At 62.5% G+C, this 15,053-nt stretch carries 13 protein-coding genes; 8 read left to right on the top strand and 5 right to left on the bottom strand.

What is annotated here, in order from left to right:
- Window positions 1-40 precede the first annotated feature (40 nt).
- From recQ to CEJ45_RS18540, 3 genes are all read right to left on the bottom strand, one after another.
- Window positions 41-1,894, bottom strand: coding sequence for a DNA helicase RecQ (gene recQ, locus CEJ45_RS18530; RefSeq protein WP_088756503.1), 1,854 nt, complete (start codon window positions 1,892-1,894; stop codon window positions 41-43).
- Window positions 1,895-1,932: 38 nt separating this feature from the next.
- Window positions 1,933-2,805, bottom strand: a complete 873-nt coding sequence (locus tag CEJ45_RS18535) for an undecaprenyl-diphosphate phosphatase (protein WP_088756520.1) — start codon at window positions 2,803-2,805, stop codon at window positions 1,933-1,935.
- Window positions 2,806-2,964: 159 nt separating this feature from the next.
- Window positions 2,965-3,819: an undecaprenyl-diphosphate phosphatase gene (locus CEJ45_RS18540; RefSeq protein WP_088756504.1), complete on the bottom strand. Its 855-nt coding sequence runs from the start codon at window positions 3,817-3,819 to the stop codon at window positions 2,965-2,967.
- Window positions 3,820-4,179: 360 nt separating this feature from the next.
- Between CEJ45_RS18540 and arsC the strand changes: the two genes are divergently transcribed.
- The gene (gene arsC, locus CEJ45_RS18545) at window positions 4,180-4,542 is read left to right on the top strand and encodes an arsenate reductase (glutaredoxin) (RefSeq protein ID WP_088756505.1); all 363 of its coding nucleotides are present in this window, start codon (window positions 4,180-4,182) and stop codon (window positions 4,540-4,542) included.
- 122 nt (window positions 4,543-4,664) lie between these two features.
- Window positions 4,665-4,832, top strand: a complete 168-nt coding sequence (locus tag CEJ45_RS24960; RefSeq protein WP_008325257.1) for a hypothetical protein — start codon at window positions 4,665-4,667, stop codon at window positions 4,830-4,832.
- A 14-nt stretch (window positions 4,833-4,846) separates the two neighbouring features.
- Here CEJ45_RS24960 and CEJ45_RS18550 read toward each other — a convergent pair whose 3' ends face one another.
- The gene (locus CEJ45_RS18550) at window positions 4,847-5,134 is read right to left on the bottom strand and encodes a YkgJ family cysteine cluster protein (protein WP_088756506.1); all 288 of its coding nucleotides are present in this window, start codon (window positions 5,132-5,134) and stop codon (window positions 4,847-4,849) included.
- Window positions 5,135-5,290: 156 nt separating this feature from the next.
- On the opposite strand from CEJ45_RS18550, the gene CEJ45_RS18555 reads away from it, so the two are divergent.
- From CEJ45_RS18555 to CEJ45_RS18565, 3 genes are all read left to right on the top strand, one after another.
- Entirely contained in the window at window positions 5,291-5,920 is a 630-nt protein-coding gene (locus tag CEJ45_RS18555; RefSeq protein WP_088756507.1) for a TetR/AcrR family transcriptional regulator, read from the top strand.
- A gap of 152 nt (window positions 5,921-6,072) precedes the next feature.
- Window positions 6,073-6,738 (top strand): protein-L-isoaspartate O-methyltransferase family protein, encoded by a 666-nt coding sequence (locus tag CEJ45_RS18560; RefSeq protein WP_088756508.1) that lies wholly within the window; start codon window positions 6,073-6,075, stop codon window positions 6,736-6,738.
- A 28-nt stretch (window positions 6,739-6,766) separates the two neighbouring features.
- Entirely contained in the window at window positions 6,767-7,090 is a 324-nt protein-coding gene (locus CEJ45_RS18565) for a rhodanese-like domain-containing protein (protein ID WP_088756509.1), read from the top strand.
- Between the two features lie 174 nt (window positions 7,091-7,264).
- Here the strand turns inward: CEJ45_RS18565 and CEJ45_RS18570 are convergent, their stop codons facing one another.
- Window positions 7,265-7,900, bottom strand: coding sequence for a TetR family transcriptional regulator (locus CEJ45_RS18570; protein ID WP_088756510.1), 636 nt, complete (start codon window positions 7,898-7,900; stop codon window positions 7,265-7,267).
- A 594-nt stretch (window positions 7,901-8,494) separates the two neighbouring features.
- Here CEJ45_RS18570 and CEJ45_RS18575 point away from each other — a divergent pair.
- The 3 genes from CEJ45_RS18575 to CEJ45_RS18585 are packed head-to-tail and all read left to right on the top strand — an operon-like array spanning window position 8,495 to window position 14,315.
- Complete coding sequence (locus CEJ45_RS18575; protein WP_088756511.1) at window positions 8,495-9,703, top strand: efflux RND transporter periplasmic adaptor subunit; 1,209 nt, start codon at window positions 8,495-8,497, stop codon at window positions 9,701-9,703.
- 11 nt (window positions 9,704-9,714) lie between these two features.
- Entirely contained in the window at window positions 9,715-12,861 is a 3,147-nt protein-coding gene (locus CEJ45_RS18580; RefSeq protein ID WP_088756512.1) for an efflux RND transporter permease subunit, read from the top strand.
- Window positions 12,862-12,863: 2 nt separating this feature from the next.
- The gene (locus CEJ45_RS18585; protein WP_088756513.1) at window positions 12,864-14,315 is read left to right on the top strand and encodes an efflux transporter outer membrane subunit; all 1,452 of its coding nucleotides are present in this window, start codon (window positions 12,864-12,866) and stop codon (window positions 14,313-14,315) included.
- The last annotated feature ends 738 nt before the right edge of the window (window positions 14,316-15,053 follow it).

Consider the following 15,053-nt stretch of genomic DNA (forward strand, 5'->3'; position numbering starts at 1 on the left):
CGGGAGTTGACGAGAATCAGGGAGAATTGCCGCCGCCCCCTCAGGCGTCGGCCGACTCCATGCCGGCGATCAGGTCGATGATCTGGGCGCCATAGGTTTCCAGCTTCTTTTCGCCCACGCCGGTGACGTGGCGCAGGTCGTCCAGCGACTGCGGCCGGGCCTTGGCGATCTCGCGCATGGTGGCATCGTGGAAGATGACGTAGGCCGGCACGTTGTGCGTCCGCGCGGTTTCCATGCGCCACCAGCGCAGCTTCTCGAAGAGCGCCTGCTCTTCGCTGCTGAGGTCGGTCTCGACGAAGCTGGAGCGCTGCGAGCTGCGCTTGGCTTTTTCCGGCTTGCGATAGCGCCGCAGCTGCACCTGCTGTTCACCGCGCAGCACCGGGCGCGCGGCCTCGGTGAGCTTGAGGGCGCTGTAGTTCTCGGCGTCCACTGTCAGCAAACCCAGCGCGATCACCTGGCGCAGGATGGCGCGCCATTCCGCCTCGCCGCGATCGCTGCCCACGCCAAAAACGGAAAGCTGATCGTGACGCCATTGCTTGACGCGCTCGCCATCGATGCCGCGCAGCACCTCGATCACATGGCCGGGGGCGAAGCGCTGTTCGACGCGATAGACGGTGGAGAGCAGTTTCTGTACCTCGACCGTGGCATCAAAGGAGACCGGGGGCGTGAGGCAGGTGTCGCAATTGCCACAAGGGCTGGATTTCTCGCCGAAGTAGTCCAGCAGGTGCACGCGCCGGCAGTGCAGCGTCTCGCACAGGGAGAGCATGGCGTCGAGCTTGGTGCCGAGCACGCGCTTGAAGGTCTCGTCGGCTTCGGATTCGTCGATCATGCGGCGCTGCTGCACCACGTCCTGCAAGCCGTAGGCCATCCAGGCGTCGGCGGGCAGGCCGTCGCGGCCGGCGCGGCCGGTCTCCTGGTAGTAGCCTTCCACGCTCTTGGGCAAATCGAGGTGGCAGACGAAACGCACGTCGGGCTTGTCGATGCCCATGCCGAAGGCGATGGTGGCGACCATCACGATCTTGTCTTCCCGCAGGAAGCGCGCCTGGTTCTTGGTGCGCAGCGCGTAGTCCATGCCGGCGTGATAGGCCAGCGCATTGAGGCCTTCGCCGCGCAGGAACTCGGCCGTCTCTTCGACCTTCTTGCGCGAGAGGCAGTAGACGATGCCGGCGTCTTCGGGGTGTTCGCTCTTGATGAAGTCCAGCAACTGCTTGCGGCCATTGGCCTTTTCCACGATCTGGTAGCGGATGTTGGGACGATCGAAGGAGGAGACGAACTGGCGCGCATCTTCCAGTTGCAGGCGATGGATGATTTCTTCGCGGGTCTGCTGGTCGGCCGTGGCCGTCAACGCGATGCGCGGGACCTGCGGGAAACGCTCGTGCAGGATCGAGAGCTTGATGTATTCCGGACGGAAATCATGCCCCCATTGCGAGACGCAGTGCGCCTCATCGATGGCGAAGAGCGAGATGCGGGCCGACTCCAGCAGGTCCAGGCAGCGCGGCGTCATCAGGCGTTCGGGCGCGACGTAGAGCAGGTCCAGGTCGCCCTGGCGCAGGCGGCGCTCGATCTGCAGGGCTTCGTCGAAACTCTGGGTGGAATTGAGGAAGGCCGCACGCACGCCGACTTCGGCCAGCGCATCGACCTGGTCCTGCATGAGCGCAATCAGCGGCGAGACCACCACGCCGGTGCCCTCGCGCAGCAGCGCCGGCACCTGGTAGCAGAGCGACTTGCCGCCGCCGGTGGGCATGAGCACGAGGGCATCCCCGCCCCCGGCGACGTGCTGGACGATCTCGCCCTGGTGACCGCGGAAGGACGAGTAGCCGAACACCGTCTCCAGCACGTGCAATGCACGTTCTTGCTGGGTGGCGCCGGGAGGCAGGGAATCGAAATCGACCATGGAAAAACCTGAAGCTGCTGCGTAGCGAAGGCGCTATTTTATTGCAGCCAGCCTCGCGACACCGCCAACAGCAGGAAAACGCCCAGCGCAGCTCGATAGACGATGAAGGGCCATGTCGAGAAACGCTCCAGGAATTTCATCAATCCCCAGATGGCGGCAAAGGCCGAAACACTCGCCACGGCCAGCCCGAAGAGCAGGACACCCCAGGCTTCCAGCGGGATATGGGCGTGCAGCAATACGGCCAGTTCCTTCAATCCGGCCAGGGCGATGGCGGGCAAACCCAGCAGGAAGGAAAAGCGTGCCGCTTCCTCGCGGCGGAAGTTCAGGAACAGCGCGGCCGTGAGCGTGGAACCGGAACGCGAGACGCCCGGGATCAGCGCACCGACCTGGGCCAGGCCGACGATCAAGGCATCGCGCAGGCGCATCTGGTCGACGCTGCGGCGATGGCGGCAGACCATTTCGGAAATCGCCAGCAAGACCGCCATGACGATGCAGGACCAGCCGATCACGGTCAGGCTGCGCAGCGGCGAGCCGCAGGCATTCAAGACATGCGACAACGCCAGTCCGGCAATGCCGATGGGGATGGTGGCCAGGATGATGGCCACGGCCAGCTTGAACATGGGATCGCTGAAATCGCGGCGGCGCCAGGCGGCCAGGCTGCCGCCGGTGACGGCACTCACATCGCGCCGGAAGTAGCTGATGACGGCCGCCAGCGCGGCCAGCTGCATGGCCGCGGAGAAGGCCGAACCCGGATCATGCCAGCCGAGGAAGGCCGGCACCACGCGCATGTGGGCGGTCGATGAAATGGGGAGCAGTTCGGTGATGCCCTGGACGATGCCGAGGAAACCGATCTGCGCGTAACTGAGGGAGGCAAAGCCGATATCAAGCCCGGCGCTGCAGACGTTGGCCATGGGGTGTGTGCTCTGAAGGGAGTTGGCGAAAGAGATGTTGTCGCCGCCGCCGGCAGCGAGGCCGGCCACGGGTGCTGCAGTGTACCGCGCCCGCCCGGGCGCTGGCTGACAGGCGCCTGACGCCCGCGCATGCCATGCACGGGGCCAGGCGCCGGGGGATCACTCCACCCAGGCAACGGCGCCGGTATAGGCGGTCACCAGGACGATGATGCCGAAGACGATGCGATACCAGGCGAAGATGGTGAAATCGTGCGAGCTGATGTAGCGCAGCAGCCAGCGCACGCACAGGAAGGCCGAGACGAAGGCGGCCACGGTGCCCACGGTAAACAGCGGCACGTCGGCCGCCGACAGCAGGGCGCGCTCCTTGTAGAGCGAATAGATGGTGGCAGCAAACAGGGTCGGGATGGCCAGGAAGAACGAGAATTCGGTCGCCGCCTTGCGCGACAGGCCGAACATCATGCCGCCGATGATGGTGGCACCCGAGCGGCTGGTCCCGGGGATCAGCGCGAAGGCCTGGGCGATGCCGACTTTCAGGGCATCCAGCGGGGTCATGTCATCCACCGTTTCCACGCGCGCCGAGGCCATGCTCATGCGGTCCTTGTTGCGGCGTTCCACCCACAGGATGATGAGGCCGCCGACGATGAAGGCGATGGCGACCGAGACCGGGTTGAACAGCACCTCCTTGATGCGGCGGCTGAACAGGAAGCCCAGGATGGCTGCCGGCAGGAAGGCCACGATCAGGTTGATCACCAGGCGCTGGGCCTTGCGGTCAGAAAACATGCCGGTCAAGACGGTGGCGATGCGTACCCGGTACTCCCAGCACACCGCCAGGATGGCGCCGGCCTGGATGACGATCTCGAAGACATCGGCCTTTTCCTTGGAAAAGTCGGGGCCGGTGAACTGCAGCAGGCTGTTGGCCAGGATCAGGTGGCCGGTGGAGGAAATGGGCAGGAATTCGGTCAGGCCTTCGACGATGCCCATGATGAGCGCCTTGAGCGCGAGGAGAGTATCCATACGGGTGCTGTGGGTGGCTGTTGATGTGGGGTTGAAGGGAAATGAAGGAAAATGGCTGCTTTCAGGCCCGAAAGCCCGCCGATCCGCTTCGTTGGGCGCCAGTGGCCACGCAAACAGGAAGCAATGGACGGTTTTCCGGACGCCGGCGACGGCCGAACCCTGCAAAAATGCGGTTGAAGGGCCATCCGGAATGAATTTCTTCGCCGTAAAGCGGCCTTTCGACCACGAGTGGCTGAAAAAAGTGCACTCGGTGCGCTGCAACAAAAATGGATTTTACCTTAGCAGGGTGACAAAACTGACGTTTTGCTGTCAGCTAAGCGCGCTAAGATGAATTTTTTATTCCCTCTTCCAACGGACGATATGAGCACCAACACCGGCATCACGATCTATCACAACCCCAAGTGCGGCACCTCGCGCAATGTCCTGCAAGGGCTGCGCGACGGCGGCGTGGAGCCGACCATCATTGAATACCTGAAGACCCCGCCCGACCGCGCCACGCTCGAAGGCCTCATCAAGGCCATGGGGGCGCCGGTGCGCGAGGTGGTGCGCAGCAAGGAAGCGCTTTACAAGGAACTGGGGCTGGATGCTGACGGTGTGACCGACGCGCAGCTCATCGACGCCATGCTGGAACATCCCATCCTCATCAACCGCCCCATCGTGGTGGCGCCCAAAGGCACGCTGCTGGTGCGTCCGAGCGAGCGGCTTGCGGAAATCTTCCCCTGAGCACCGGAACGGGGCGCATCGGCCCGACATCAGCAGTCATTTGATGCCAAACTCGCCAAAGGCGCCCGATCCGTGGTACAAAGGCAGAGTTCCTCCCTCCCCCTATCGACACAGGAGCAGCGGTGCATCATCGACACGAAGAAAGTACTGCCGATCTGAAGGAGCTCACTACCATCGCTCCCATCAGCCGTGAAGCCCATGCCGCACACCTCAAGGAAAAGGTGGATACCCGCCGGCTCATCGAGGATATCCGCGAAGAAGCCCGACGGCGGCGCGAGGAAGCTTTCTAGACAAGCTTCCCGCTTCAGGTGCTCTCCCCTCGCCGGCCAGCTTGGCTGCCCGGCGCCGTCAGCGTCTCCAGTTCACTGAGCCAGGCGATGGCCTGACCGCGGTTCTCTCCACACATCTCCACTGAAGGCTGCAAGCCGGCACAGAAGTCCGGGCGTTCGGGCTGGCCGAAGATCTTGCAGCGCATGTCCTTGCCCAGTTGCACGCAGGGCACGCCGGCCGGCTTGCCATCGGGCATGCCGGGAATCGGGCTGGTGATGGAAGGGGCGATGCAGCAGGCGCCGCATGCGTCTCGGCAGTTCATGGACTTTCCTGGTGGAGGGTGGCGCTGGGGGACTGCATTGTAGTGCATCGCGCGGCACGCGGTACCGGTGGCTTGACCTGGCCACTCTTGATCTGGCCGCTTGACGCCGGCGCGGCTTGCCACTTACAGTGCCCCGTCCCGGTAATCTTGTTTCTCATGTCTGCATCGGCCAAAGAACCGCGTTGGGAACGACGCAAGCAAGACCGCCCCCAGGAATTGCTGGCGGCGGCCCTGGAGCTGTTCGTCGAACGCGGTTATGCCGCTACCCGCCTGGAAGACGTCGCCACCCGCGCGGGCGTCTCCAAGGGCACGCTCTATCTCTACTTCGATGGCAAGGAAAGCCTCTTCAAGTCGGTGGTGCGCACCAACGTGCTGCCCCTGCTGGATCAGGCCGAAGCCCGCATCGAGGGCCACGCCGGCAGCAGTGCCGAGCTGCTGCGCGACCTCATCCTGCACTGGTGGCAATCCGCCTCGCACTCCGGCGTGGTCGGCATCGCCAAGCTGATGGTGGCCGAATCCGGCAACTTCCCCGAACTGGCGCGCTTCTACCATGATGAAGTCACCGCACGCGGGGATGCGACCGTGGTGCGCGTGCTCGAACGCGGCATGGCGCGCGGGGAATTCCGCCGCGTCGATGCCGATGCCATGAAGAAAGTCATCGTCGCGCCCCTCATCATGCTGATGCTGTGGGAGCAGTCACTCGCACCCTGCGCGGCCACGCCCATCGATCCGCAGGCCTACCTGGAGAGCATGATCGACCTTTGCCTGAACGGGCTCAAAGCCTGACGCGGGCCTGCCGCGCTCGCATTGCATTGAGGAAAACCGGCAACAGAAGCGCCTCCGGCGGCTTTTTCAGCGCATAGATGGGCTGATTAGCTGGGCGGTGTTTGCTAAAATGCTGCCTTTCCGTCGCTATTAGATTAGATCGAGCCAACGCCATGAATATCGAACAAGCCCGCTTCAACATGATCGAGCAGCAAATCCGCCCCTGGAACGTGCTGGCGCAAGACGTGCTGGACCTGCTGATGGTCGTCAAGCGTGAAGAATTCGTCCCGGCCGCCTATCGCAGCCTGGCCTTCTTCGACACCGAGATCCCGCTGCCGGGTGGTGAAAACATGCTGGCCCCCAAGATCGAAGCGCGCATCCTGCAGGAAGCCAATGTGAAGAAGCACGAATACGTGCTGGAAATCGGCGCAGGTTCGGGCTACATGGCGGCCCTGCTGGCGCACAAGGCGCGTCACGTGACGACCGTGGAAATCTCGCCGGAACTGAAGTCCCTGGCCGAGCAGAACCTGTCGGACTACGGCGTGGCCAACGTCGACGTGCAACTGGGCAATGGCGCGCAAGGCTGGACCGGCGCCGATGGCAAGGCTGGCGAATACGACGTCATCGTCATCTCGGGCTCGCTGCCGCTGCTGCCGGAAGCCTTCGGCAAGCAACTCAAGATCGGCGGCCGCCTGCTGGCCATCGTCGGTTCGGCCCCGGTGATGGAACTGCAATTGATCACCCGCACCTCGGAACACGCCTTCGAGACCGTCAACATCGTGGAAACCCTGGCCAAGCCGCTGCATGCAGCGATCACGCCGTCCCACTTCACGTTCTGAGCCGCCAGGCCGAGACAGGAAAAGCATCATGGAGCACATCTCTGCCCCGGAACTGGCGGCCTGGATCAACGATCCGGAGCGCCCCACGCCCCTGCTGCTGGATGTGCGTGAACCCTGGGAACACCAGACCTGCCACATCGCCGGCTCGCAGCTGGTTCCGATGAACACCATTCCCGGCCGCTTCTCGGAGCTGGACGAGGAACAGCCGGTGGTCTGCATCTGCCATCACGGTGGCCGCAGCATGCAGGTGGCTGCCTTCCTGGAGCGCCAGGGGTTCACCAAGGTCATCAACCTGAGCGGAGGCGTGCACGCCTGGGCGGCCCAGGTGGATCCTTCGATGCCGACCTATTGAGCCGGTTTTTTTGGTTTATTGATTCATATCGCATTCTGGCCGGCGGGCGTCATGCACATGGCGCAGGCCGGTCAGGCGGGGGCCGGGTTCTCCGGCCTGCCTCAATTCCCTTCCGTTTTATCCTGATTCTTCATATCGCCTGAAAACCGCAAGGTTTTATCGTGCTTGGCCGGGCTACGCTTTCTGCAGCGATGGTGCGGTCTTGAGCGCGTACAGCGAAGCCGCCAGGATCCGCTCGCCATCCTTGACCAGGTCGAAACTGTCGGGGGAAAAGAACCAGTCCGTCAGCAAGCCGCTGAAGGTGGCGTGCGCCGCCAGGCAGGCCAGGCGGATATCGAGCGTCGCCGGAAGCTGGCCGCGTGCCACCGCATTGAGCAGGATCTGCTCCAGCCGCAGCAGGCCGTCCACATGGCATTCGCGCTGGCGAATCAGGATGGGGTCGTGGGCGTCGGCGAATTCACACTTGTTGAAGATGATGTCGAACACGCGCCGGCATCGCTCGTCCGTCGCGGCCATGGTGAGCACGTAGATGCCACTGCGCAGGAATTGCCCCAGCGGGTCTTCCACCTGCGGGCTGGCGTTTTCTTCCAGCACCGCTTCCATGGGCAGGCGCACGCGTTCACACATGGCGTCGAACAGGTCGCTCTTGTTCTTGAAATGCCAGTAGATCGCTCCGCGCGTGACTTCGGCAGCCTTGGCCACATCGGCCAGCGATGTCTGCGAGACACCGCGCTCGTGGAACACCTGCTCGGCCGCATCGAGGATGCGGGCGCGCGTTTCCAGCGCTTCTTCCTTGGTCGAACGGGCCATGTCAGCAAGCTCCCCGGGAAATGCCCATGGCGCCGGCCTTCAGGCGCACCATGGGGCAGCCGTGTTGCGGATGCACATCACCCGCAAGCGGCGGAATTTGGTCGAAGGCTTCATGAGAGCAGTCACGGTCATGAAGAAGTAAGTAAGTTTCGTGCACAATATCAGGGCGTCAAATTCGTCTTCCCAGCAGCTCGGCCAATAGCCTGGAGGCATGGAAGAGCTCGGGTTCAGACCAGCGGAAACGGCATCACAGTAGCTTTCGAACCAAAATGCAAGGAATCGCTCATATTTTGCTACGCCGTTTCAAACAAGTTTGATAAATTAATGTGATGTCTGGAAGAAATACATACATTCATGGATGTATGTATAATAGCATCCGCTTCAAGTTCCTGCCGTTCATCATCTGCAAAAAAATTCATCACCCTGGCCTAAGGGGGGTGGGGGCTTTTTTGCATTGCAACAATCTGTGGCCCGGCTCATCCATCCCCTCCAACAACGGATGACAGGCACAGCATCATCGTCGTGACCGGTTCTACCGAATTCGTTTCATCGCCGCCCCTGGCGGCTTCAACTTTACTTTCGTGCGAGATATCTATGAGCTCAGTCAGTCGTTTCACGCGCCTCACCATGACCGTCGCCGTTGCCGCCGCGCTGGTTGCCTGCGGACAGAAACCCGCCGCGCAAGGCGGCCAGATGCCGCCGGCCGAGGTGTCGGTGGTGACCATCGCCCCGCAGCGCGTGGCCATCACCAATGAACTGCCGGGCCGGGTGGAAGCCTTCCGCGTGGCGCAGGTGCGTGCACGGGTCGCAGGCATCGTGCAAAAGCGCGTCTTCAAGGAAGGCAGCGAGGTCAAGGAGGGCCAGGTGCTCTTCAAGATCGACCCGGCCCAGTACAAGGCCAGCCTGGAAAGCGCACAAGCCACGCTGGCGCGCGCCCAGGCCAACCTGACGCAGACCTCGCTGACCGCGCAGCGCTACAAGCCGCTGGTGGAAGTCAACGCCGTCTCCAAGCAGGAATATGACAACGCCGTGGCCGCCCAGAAGCAGGCCGAAGCCGATGTCGCCGCCGGCAAGGCAGCGGTGCAGACTGCCAACCTGAACCTGGGTTATGCCACCGTGACCTCGCCCATCTCCGGCCGCATCGGCCGCGCGCTGGTGACCGAAGGTGCGCTGGTGGGCCAGGGTGATGCCACCCAGCTGGCGCTGGTGCAGCAGCTCGATCCGGTCTACGTCAACGTGACCCAGTCCAGCGCCGATCTGTTGAAGCTGCAGCAGGCCATGGCTGCCGGTCAACTCAAGAGCGTGGGCGACAACAAGGCCAGCGTGACCCTGGTACTGGAAAACGGCCAGGCTTATGAACAGCCGGGCAAGCTGCTCTTCTCCGACATCAGCGTGGATGAAAGCACCGGTTCGGTCTCGCTGCGCGCCGAATTCCCCAACCCCAAGCGCCTGCTGCTGCCGGGCACCTACGTGCGGACCAAGATCGAGCAAGCCGTGGACGAACAGGCCCTGCTGGTGCCGCAACAAGCGGTGATGCGTGATGCCGGCGGCTCCTCGGTGATGGTGGTCAATGCCGAGAGCAAGGTCGAGGCGCGTCCGGTCAAGACGGGCGGTGCACGCGGCAACAACTGGCAGGTCATCGATGGCTTGAAGGAAGGTGATCGCGTCATCGTGGAAGGCCTGCAGAAGGTCCGCCCGGGCGCCACCGTCAAGCCGGTCCAATGGAATCCCGCGGGCGCTCCCGCACAAGCTTCTGGCCAGCCGGCCAAGCAAGAGGCGAGCGCCCAACCGAAAGCTAACTAAGAGGCTGCCAGATGGGAAAGTTCTTTATTGATCGCCCCGTATTTGCGTGGGTGCTAGCGATCTTCATCATGCTGGCCGGTGCGCTGGCCATTACCGGCTTGCCGGTGGCCCAGTACCCCAGCATCGCGCCGCCGACCATCGTGGTCACGGCCACTTATCCGGGTGCGACCGCGCAGACCCTGGACGATTCGGTGACCAGCCTGATCGAACAGGAAATGAACGGCGCCGATGGCCTGCAATACATCGAGTCGCAAAGCCAGGCCAACGGCCAGGTGCAGATCACCATCACCTTCTCGCCGGAAACCAATCCGGACCTGGCGGCGGTGGATGTGCAGAACCGCCTGAAGCGCGTCGAGGCCCGCCTGCCGGCGGCCGTGACGCAACAGGGCGTGCAGGTGACCAAGTCGCGTTCCAACTTCCTGCTCTTCATCGGTTTGTCTTCCACCGATGGCAAGCTCGATCCGGTGGCGCTGGGTGACTACCTGTCACGCAACGTCTTGAACGAAATCAAGCGCGTGCCTGGTGTGGGCCAGGCGCAGCTGTTCGGTACCGAACGCGCCATGCGCATCTGGATCGACCCGAACAAGCTGATCGGCCTGAGCCTGACCCCCGCGGATGTGACCGCAGCGATCCAGGCGCAGAATGCACTGGTGGCCGGCGGCACCCTGGGCGCCCTGCCCAGCCCGGGCACCCAGCAGATCGCGGCCACCGTGGTGGTCAACGGCCAGCTGACTTCGCCCGAGCAGTTCGGCAACATCGTGCTGCGCGCCAATGCCAATGGTTCCAGCGTGCGCCTGCGTGATGTGGCCCGCATCGAAGTCGGTGGCCAGAGCTATGACACGTCCGGCCGCCTGGATGGCAAGCCTTCGTCGTTCATCGGCGTGCAGCTTTCGCCGACTGCCAACGCGCTCGGCACTGCCACCGCCGTGCACAAGAAGATGGAAGAGCTGGCCAAGTATTTCCCGGCCGGTGTGAAGTACACCATCCCCTACGACACCTCCAAGTTCGTCAAGATCTCGATCGAGGAAGTGGTCAAGACCCTGATCGAAGCCATCGTGCTGGTGTTCCTGGTGATGTTCCTGTTCCTGCAGAACATCCGCTACACCATCATCCCGACCATCGTGGTGCCGGTGGCGCTGCTGGGGACCTTTGCCACGCTGCTGTTGTTCGGCTTCTCGATCAACGTGCTGACCATGTTCGGCATGGTGCTGGCCATCGGTATCCTGGTGGACGATGCGATCGTGGTGGTGGAAAACGTCGAACGCATCATGAGCGAGGAAGGCCTCTCGCCGGCTGATGCGACCCGCAAGGCCATGGGCCAGATCAGCGGCGCGCTGATCGGTATCACCCTGGTGCTGATTGCGGTGTTCATCCCGATGGCCTTCTTCGGTGGCGCCGTGGGCGCGATCTATCGCCAGTTCTCGCTGTCGATGGTGGCTTCCATGGTGTTCTCGGTGCTGATGGCCTTCACCCTCACGCCGGCATTGTGCGCGACCATCCTCAAGCCGGTGGAGAAGGGTCACCACCACGAGAAGAAGGGTTTCTTCGGCTGGTTCAACCGCAAGTTCAACACCACCGCCAACAGCTATCAGGGCGTGATCGGCAAGATGCTCAACAAGGCCGGTCGCTACATGATCGTCTACGTGGTCATCGTGGCCTGCGTGGGCTTGCTGTACGTGCGATTGCCGGCTTCCTTCCTGCCCAACGAAGACCAGGGCTACATCATCACCAACGTCCAGCTGCCGCCGGGTGCAAGTACGGCGCGTACGCTGGAGGTGGTCAAGAAGATTGAGCAGCATTACCTCAAGGATCCGGCGGTCGAACACGCCATTGCCGTGCTGGGCTTCTCGTTCTCGGGCAATGGCCAGAACGCGGCGCTGGTGTTTACCCCGCTGAAGGACTGGTCCGAGCGCGACAAGTCGCAATCGGCTGATGCGATTGCCGGCAAGGCTTTCGGTGCCTTCTCGCAGATCAAGGACGCGATCGTCTTCCCGCTGAATCCGCCGCCGATCCCGGAACTGGGTAATGCAACGGGCTTCACCTTCCGTCTGCAGGACCGTGCCGGCCTGGGCCACGCCGCCCTGGTACAGGCCCGCAACCAGATCCTGGGCATGGCCTCGCAGAGCAAGGTGCTGGCCGGTGTGCGTCCGGAAGGTCTGGAAGATGCGCCGCAGCTGCAACTGGACATCGACCGCGACAAGGCCAATGCGCTGGGCGTGCCGTTCTCGACGATCAACAGCGTGCTCTCCACGGCGCTGGGTTCGTCCTATGTCAACGACTTCCCCAACCTGGGCCGCCAGCAGCGCGTGATCGTGCAGGCCGATGCCAACCGTCGACTGCAACCTGAAGATCTGACCAACCTGTACGCCCGCAACGCCAATGGTGGCATGGTGCCCTTCTCGGCATTCGTGACGGCCAAGTGGATCAACGGTCCCGTGCAGCTGATCCGCTACAACGGCTATCCGGCCATGAAGATCGCCGGCGGCGCGGCGCCTGGCCGCAGTACCGGTGAAGCCATGGCCGAGATGGAATCCTATGTGGCCAAGCTGCCGCCGGGCTTCGGTTTCGAATGGACCGGCCAGTCGCTGGAAGAAAAGACCTCCGGCAACCAGGCCCCGGCGCTGTATGCCCTGTCGCTCATCGCCGTGTTCCTGGTGCTGGCAGCGCTCTATGAAAGCACCTCGATCCCGCTGGCGGTGATGCTGGTGGTGCCGCTGGGTATCCTCGGTGCCCTGCTCGGTGTGACGCTGCGCGCCATGCCCAACGACGTGTACTTCAAGGTGGGGATGATTGCGGTGGTGGGTCTGTCGGCCAAGAACGCGATTCTGATCATCGAGTTCGCCAAGGATCTGCAGGCGCAGGGCAAGGGATTGATTGAAGCGACATTGGAGGCGGTGCACCTGCGCTTCCGTCCGATCATCATGACCTCGCTGGCCTTCATCCTTGGCGTGCTGCCGCTGGCCATCGCCTCTGGCGCCGGTTCGGCCAGCCAACGCGCCATCGGTACCGGCGTGATGGGCGGCATGATCACCGCTACCGTGCTGGCCGTGTTCCTGGTGCCGATCTTCTTCGTGGTCGTGCGCAAGATTTTCAAGGGCAGCGAGCGTCAGCGCAAGTTTGACGCTGACCACTCGCCCAAGATCAATAGTGGAGAATGACAATGGCTAATCTGTCGTTGCCGCGCTCGCCTCGCCTGCTGCAATTGTGCGCAGCGCTGATGGTGGCCGGCGTATTGGGGGGCTGCTCGCTGGCCCCCACCTATGACCGTCCGCAAGCTCCGGTGGAGACGGCCTACCCGGCAGATGCCGCGGGCCGTGCCGAACTGCAGGCCGTCAACCTGGGCTGGCGCCAGTTCTTCCCGGACCAGCGTTTGCAGCAACTGATCGCAGCGGCCCTGGAGAACAACCGTGACCTGCGCACGGCCGTGCTCAATATCGAGGAAGCGCGCGCCCAGTACCAGATCGCCCGCGCTGACCTGCTGCCCAACCTGAACGTCACCGGCAGCGCCGCCCGCTCGCGCACTGCGGCCAGCCAGTCGCTGACCGGACAGCCGTTCATCAGCAACAGCTATCAGGTAGGCCTGGCGGTTCCGGCCTACGAGCTGGACTTCTTCGGCCGTGTGCGCAGCTTGAAGGATGCGGCACTGGCGACCTATCTCTCCACCGAAGAAGCGCAGAAGTCGGCACAGATCAGCCTGATTGCACAGGTGGCCCAGGCTTACCTGTCCGAGCGTTCCTATGCGGAACAGCTGCAGCTGGCCAATGACACGCTCAAGTCACGCGAGTCCAACCTCGACCTGGCGCAAAAGCGCCTCGACGTGGGCGCCAGTTCGGCGCTGGATTTCCGCTTGACGCAGACGCTGGTGGAGTCGGCGCGGGTATCGAAGTCCCAGCTGGAGCGCCAGCGCGCGCAGGCCGAGAATGCGCTGACACTGCTGGTCGGGAAGAAGGTCGGCGACCTGCCGCCGGCACAGCTGCTGTCGGATGAAAAGATCGTGACTGATATTCCGGCAGGCCTGCCTTCGGACCTGCTGACCAATCGTCCGGACATCCGCTCGGCCGAGCAGAGCCTGCTCGCCGCCAATGCCAACATCGGCGCGGCGCGGGCGGCGTTCTTCCCGCGCATTTCGCTCACCGGCAGTTTCGGCAGTGCCAGCAGCACGCTGGGCGGTTTGTTCGAATCGGGTTCCGGGGCGTGGAGTTTTGGTCCCTCGCTGTCGTTGCCGATCTTCGACTTCGGCCGCAACAGTGCCAATCTGGATCTGGCCGAGGTGCGCAAGAACAAGGCTGTGGTGACTTACGAGAAAACCATCCAGACGGCTTTCCGCGAAGTGGCCGATGCCCTGGTGGCGCGTGGTACGCTGGATGACCAGGTCAAGGCCCAGGAAGCTTTCCTGGCAGCACAGCAGGAACGCCTGAAGCTGACCGACCTGCGGTTCAAGAATGGCATTGCCTCTTCGCTGGATCAGCTCGACGCGCAACGTGACCTGTTCTCGGCGCAGCAGGCCTTGATCCAGGCGCGGCAGCTGCGCTTGAACAATGCGATTGATCTGTACAAGGCATTGGGTGGCGGGATGAATGAGAACACCGTGAGTGTGGCAGCGAAGCAGTAAATCGTCACTCTCTCGGGGTCCTGATGATCCCGCGATGGAAATAAAAAAGCCGGCTATGCCGGCTTTTTTATTGTCGTTTGAATGCGTATGGAAGTCGAACGGGTCGTCGCAGCGGTCAAGGATCCACTTGAGCGCGTCAAAACGATAGAACTTGTGCCTGTGCATAAATTAACAGCTGTCGGGCTTGGTCGCTCAGGCTGTGTATAAATCTAAGATGCGGATATGCAGGAGCGGCTTGTGAGGCGGATTTGCGGCCGATTGACGGCTTCAAATCCTAACTGCCTGTGTATAAAAAAATGTACAGCTACGACAAGCCTTCATTTCACCCTGTGCATAAAACTAAGGGCAGATGGTGAGCCGTGTCAGAAGAATATGGCGGCAGCAGATGATTTGTTGATGCAGCTTGGGGGCAGTTCAAAACTGCGCTCGGTAGCGGCCTGAATGAACATCGCTCATCGACCCTTTACCTGTTCGAAGCAGATCGCCCCCTCCCAAAATGCTATCCATCTTCATGAACATGCTGAGGCGAATCGTGGCATCCAGGCCGCGATGACAGCACGCGAACCTCTGGTCACAACGGAATTTACTGCGCCGGCAGCCTGATTAAAAACCGAACGCGCAAAGCAAAAACCCTCGCTACTTACGTAACGAGGGTTCTTGGGAATAACAAGCCTGACGATGACCTACTTTCACACTGGTTGCAGCACTATCATCGGCGCGAAGTCGTTTCACGGTCCT

The sequence above is a fragment of the Herbaspirillum aquaticum genome (assembly GCF_002213425.1).
Taxonomy (GTDB): domain Bacteria; phylum Pseudomonadota; class Gammaproteobacteria; order Burkholderiales; family Burkholderiaceae_D; genus Herbaspirillum; species Herbaspirillum aquaticum.

Coding starts and splice junctions, on each gene's coding strand:
- recQ (WP_088756503.1), bottom strand. CDS start 1,894: ATGGTCGATTTCGATTCCCTGCCTCCCGGCGCCACCCAGCAAGAACGT.
- CEJ45_RS18535 (WP_088756520.1), bottom strand. CDS start 2,805: ATGGCCAACGTCTGCAGCGCCGGGCTTGATATCGGCTTTGCCTCCCTC.
- CEJ45_RS18540 (WP_088756504.1), bottom strand. CDS start 3,819: ATGGATACTCTCCTCGCGCTCAAGGCGCTCATCATGGGCATCGTCGAA.
- arsC (WP_088756505.1), top strand. CDS start 4,180: ATGAGCACCAACACCGGCATCACGATCTATCACAACCCCAAGTGCGGC.
- CEJ45_RS18550 (WP_088756506.1), bottom strand. CDS start 5,134: ATGAACTGCCGAGACGCATGCGGCGCCTGCTGCATCGCCCCTTCCATC.
- CEJ45_RS18555 (WP_088756507.1), top strand. CDS start 5,291: ATGTCTGCATCGGCCAAAGAACCGCGTTGGGAACGACGCAAGCAAGAC.
- CEJ45_RS18560 (WP_088756508.1), top strand. CDS start 6,073: ATGAATATCGAACAAGCCCGCTTCAACATGATCGAGCAGCAAATCCGC.
- CEJ45_RS18565 (WP_088756509.1), top strand. CDS start 6,767: ATGGAGCACATCTCTGCCCCGGAACTGGCGGCCTGGATCAACGATCCG.
- CEJ45_RS18570 (WP_088756510.1), bottom strand. CDS start 7,900: ATGGCCCGTTCGACCAAGGAAGAAGCGCTGGAAACGCGCGCCCGCATC.
- CEJ45_RS18575 (WP_088756511.1), top strand. CDS start 8,495: ATGAGCTCAGTCAGTCGTTTCACGCGCCTCACCATGACCGTCGCCGTT.
- CEJ45_RS18580 (WP_088756512.1), top strand. CDS start 9,715: ATGGGAAAGTTCTTTATTGATCGCCCCGTATTTGCGTGGGTGCTAGCG.
- CEJ45_RS18585 (WP_088756513.1), top strand. CDS start 12,864: ATGGCTAATCTGTCGTTGCCGCGCTCGCCTCGCCTGCTGCAATTGTGC.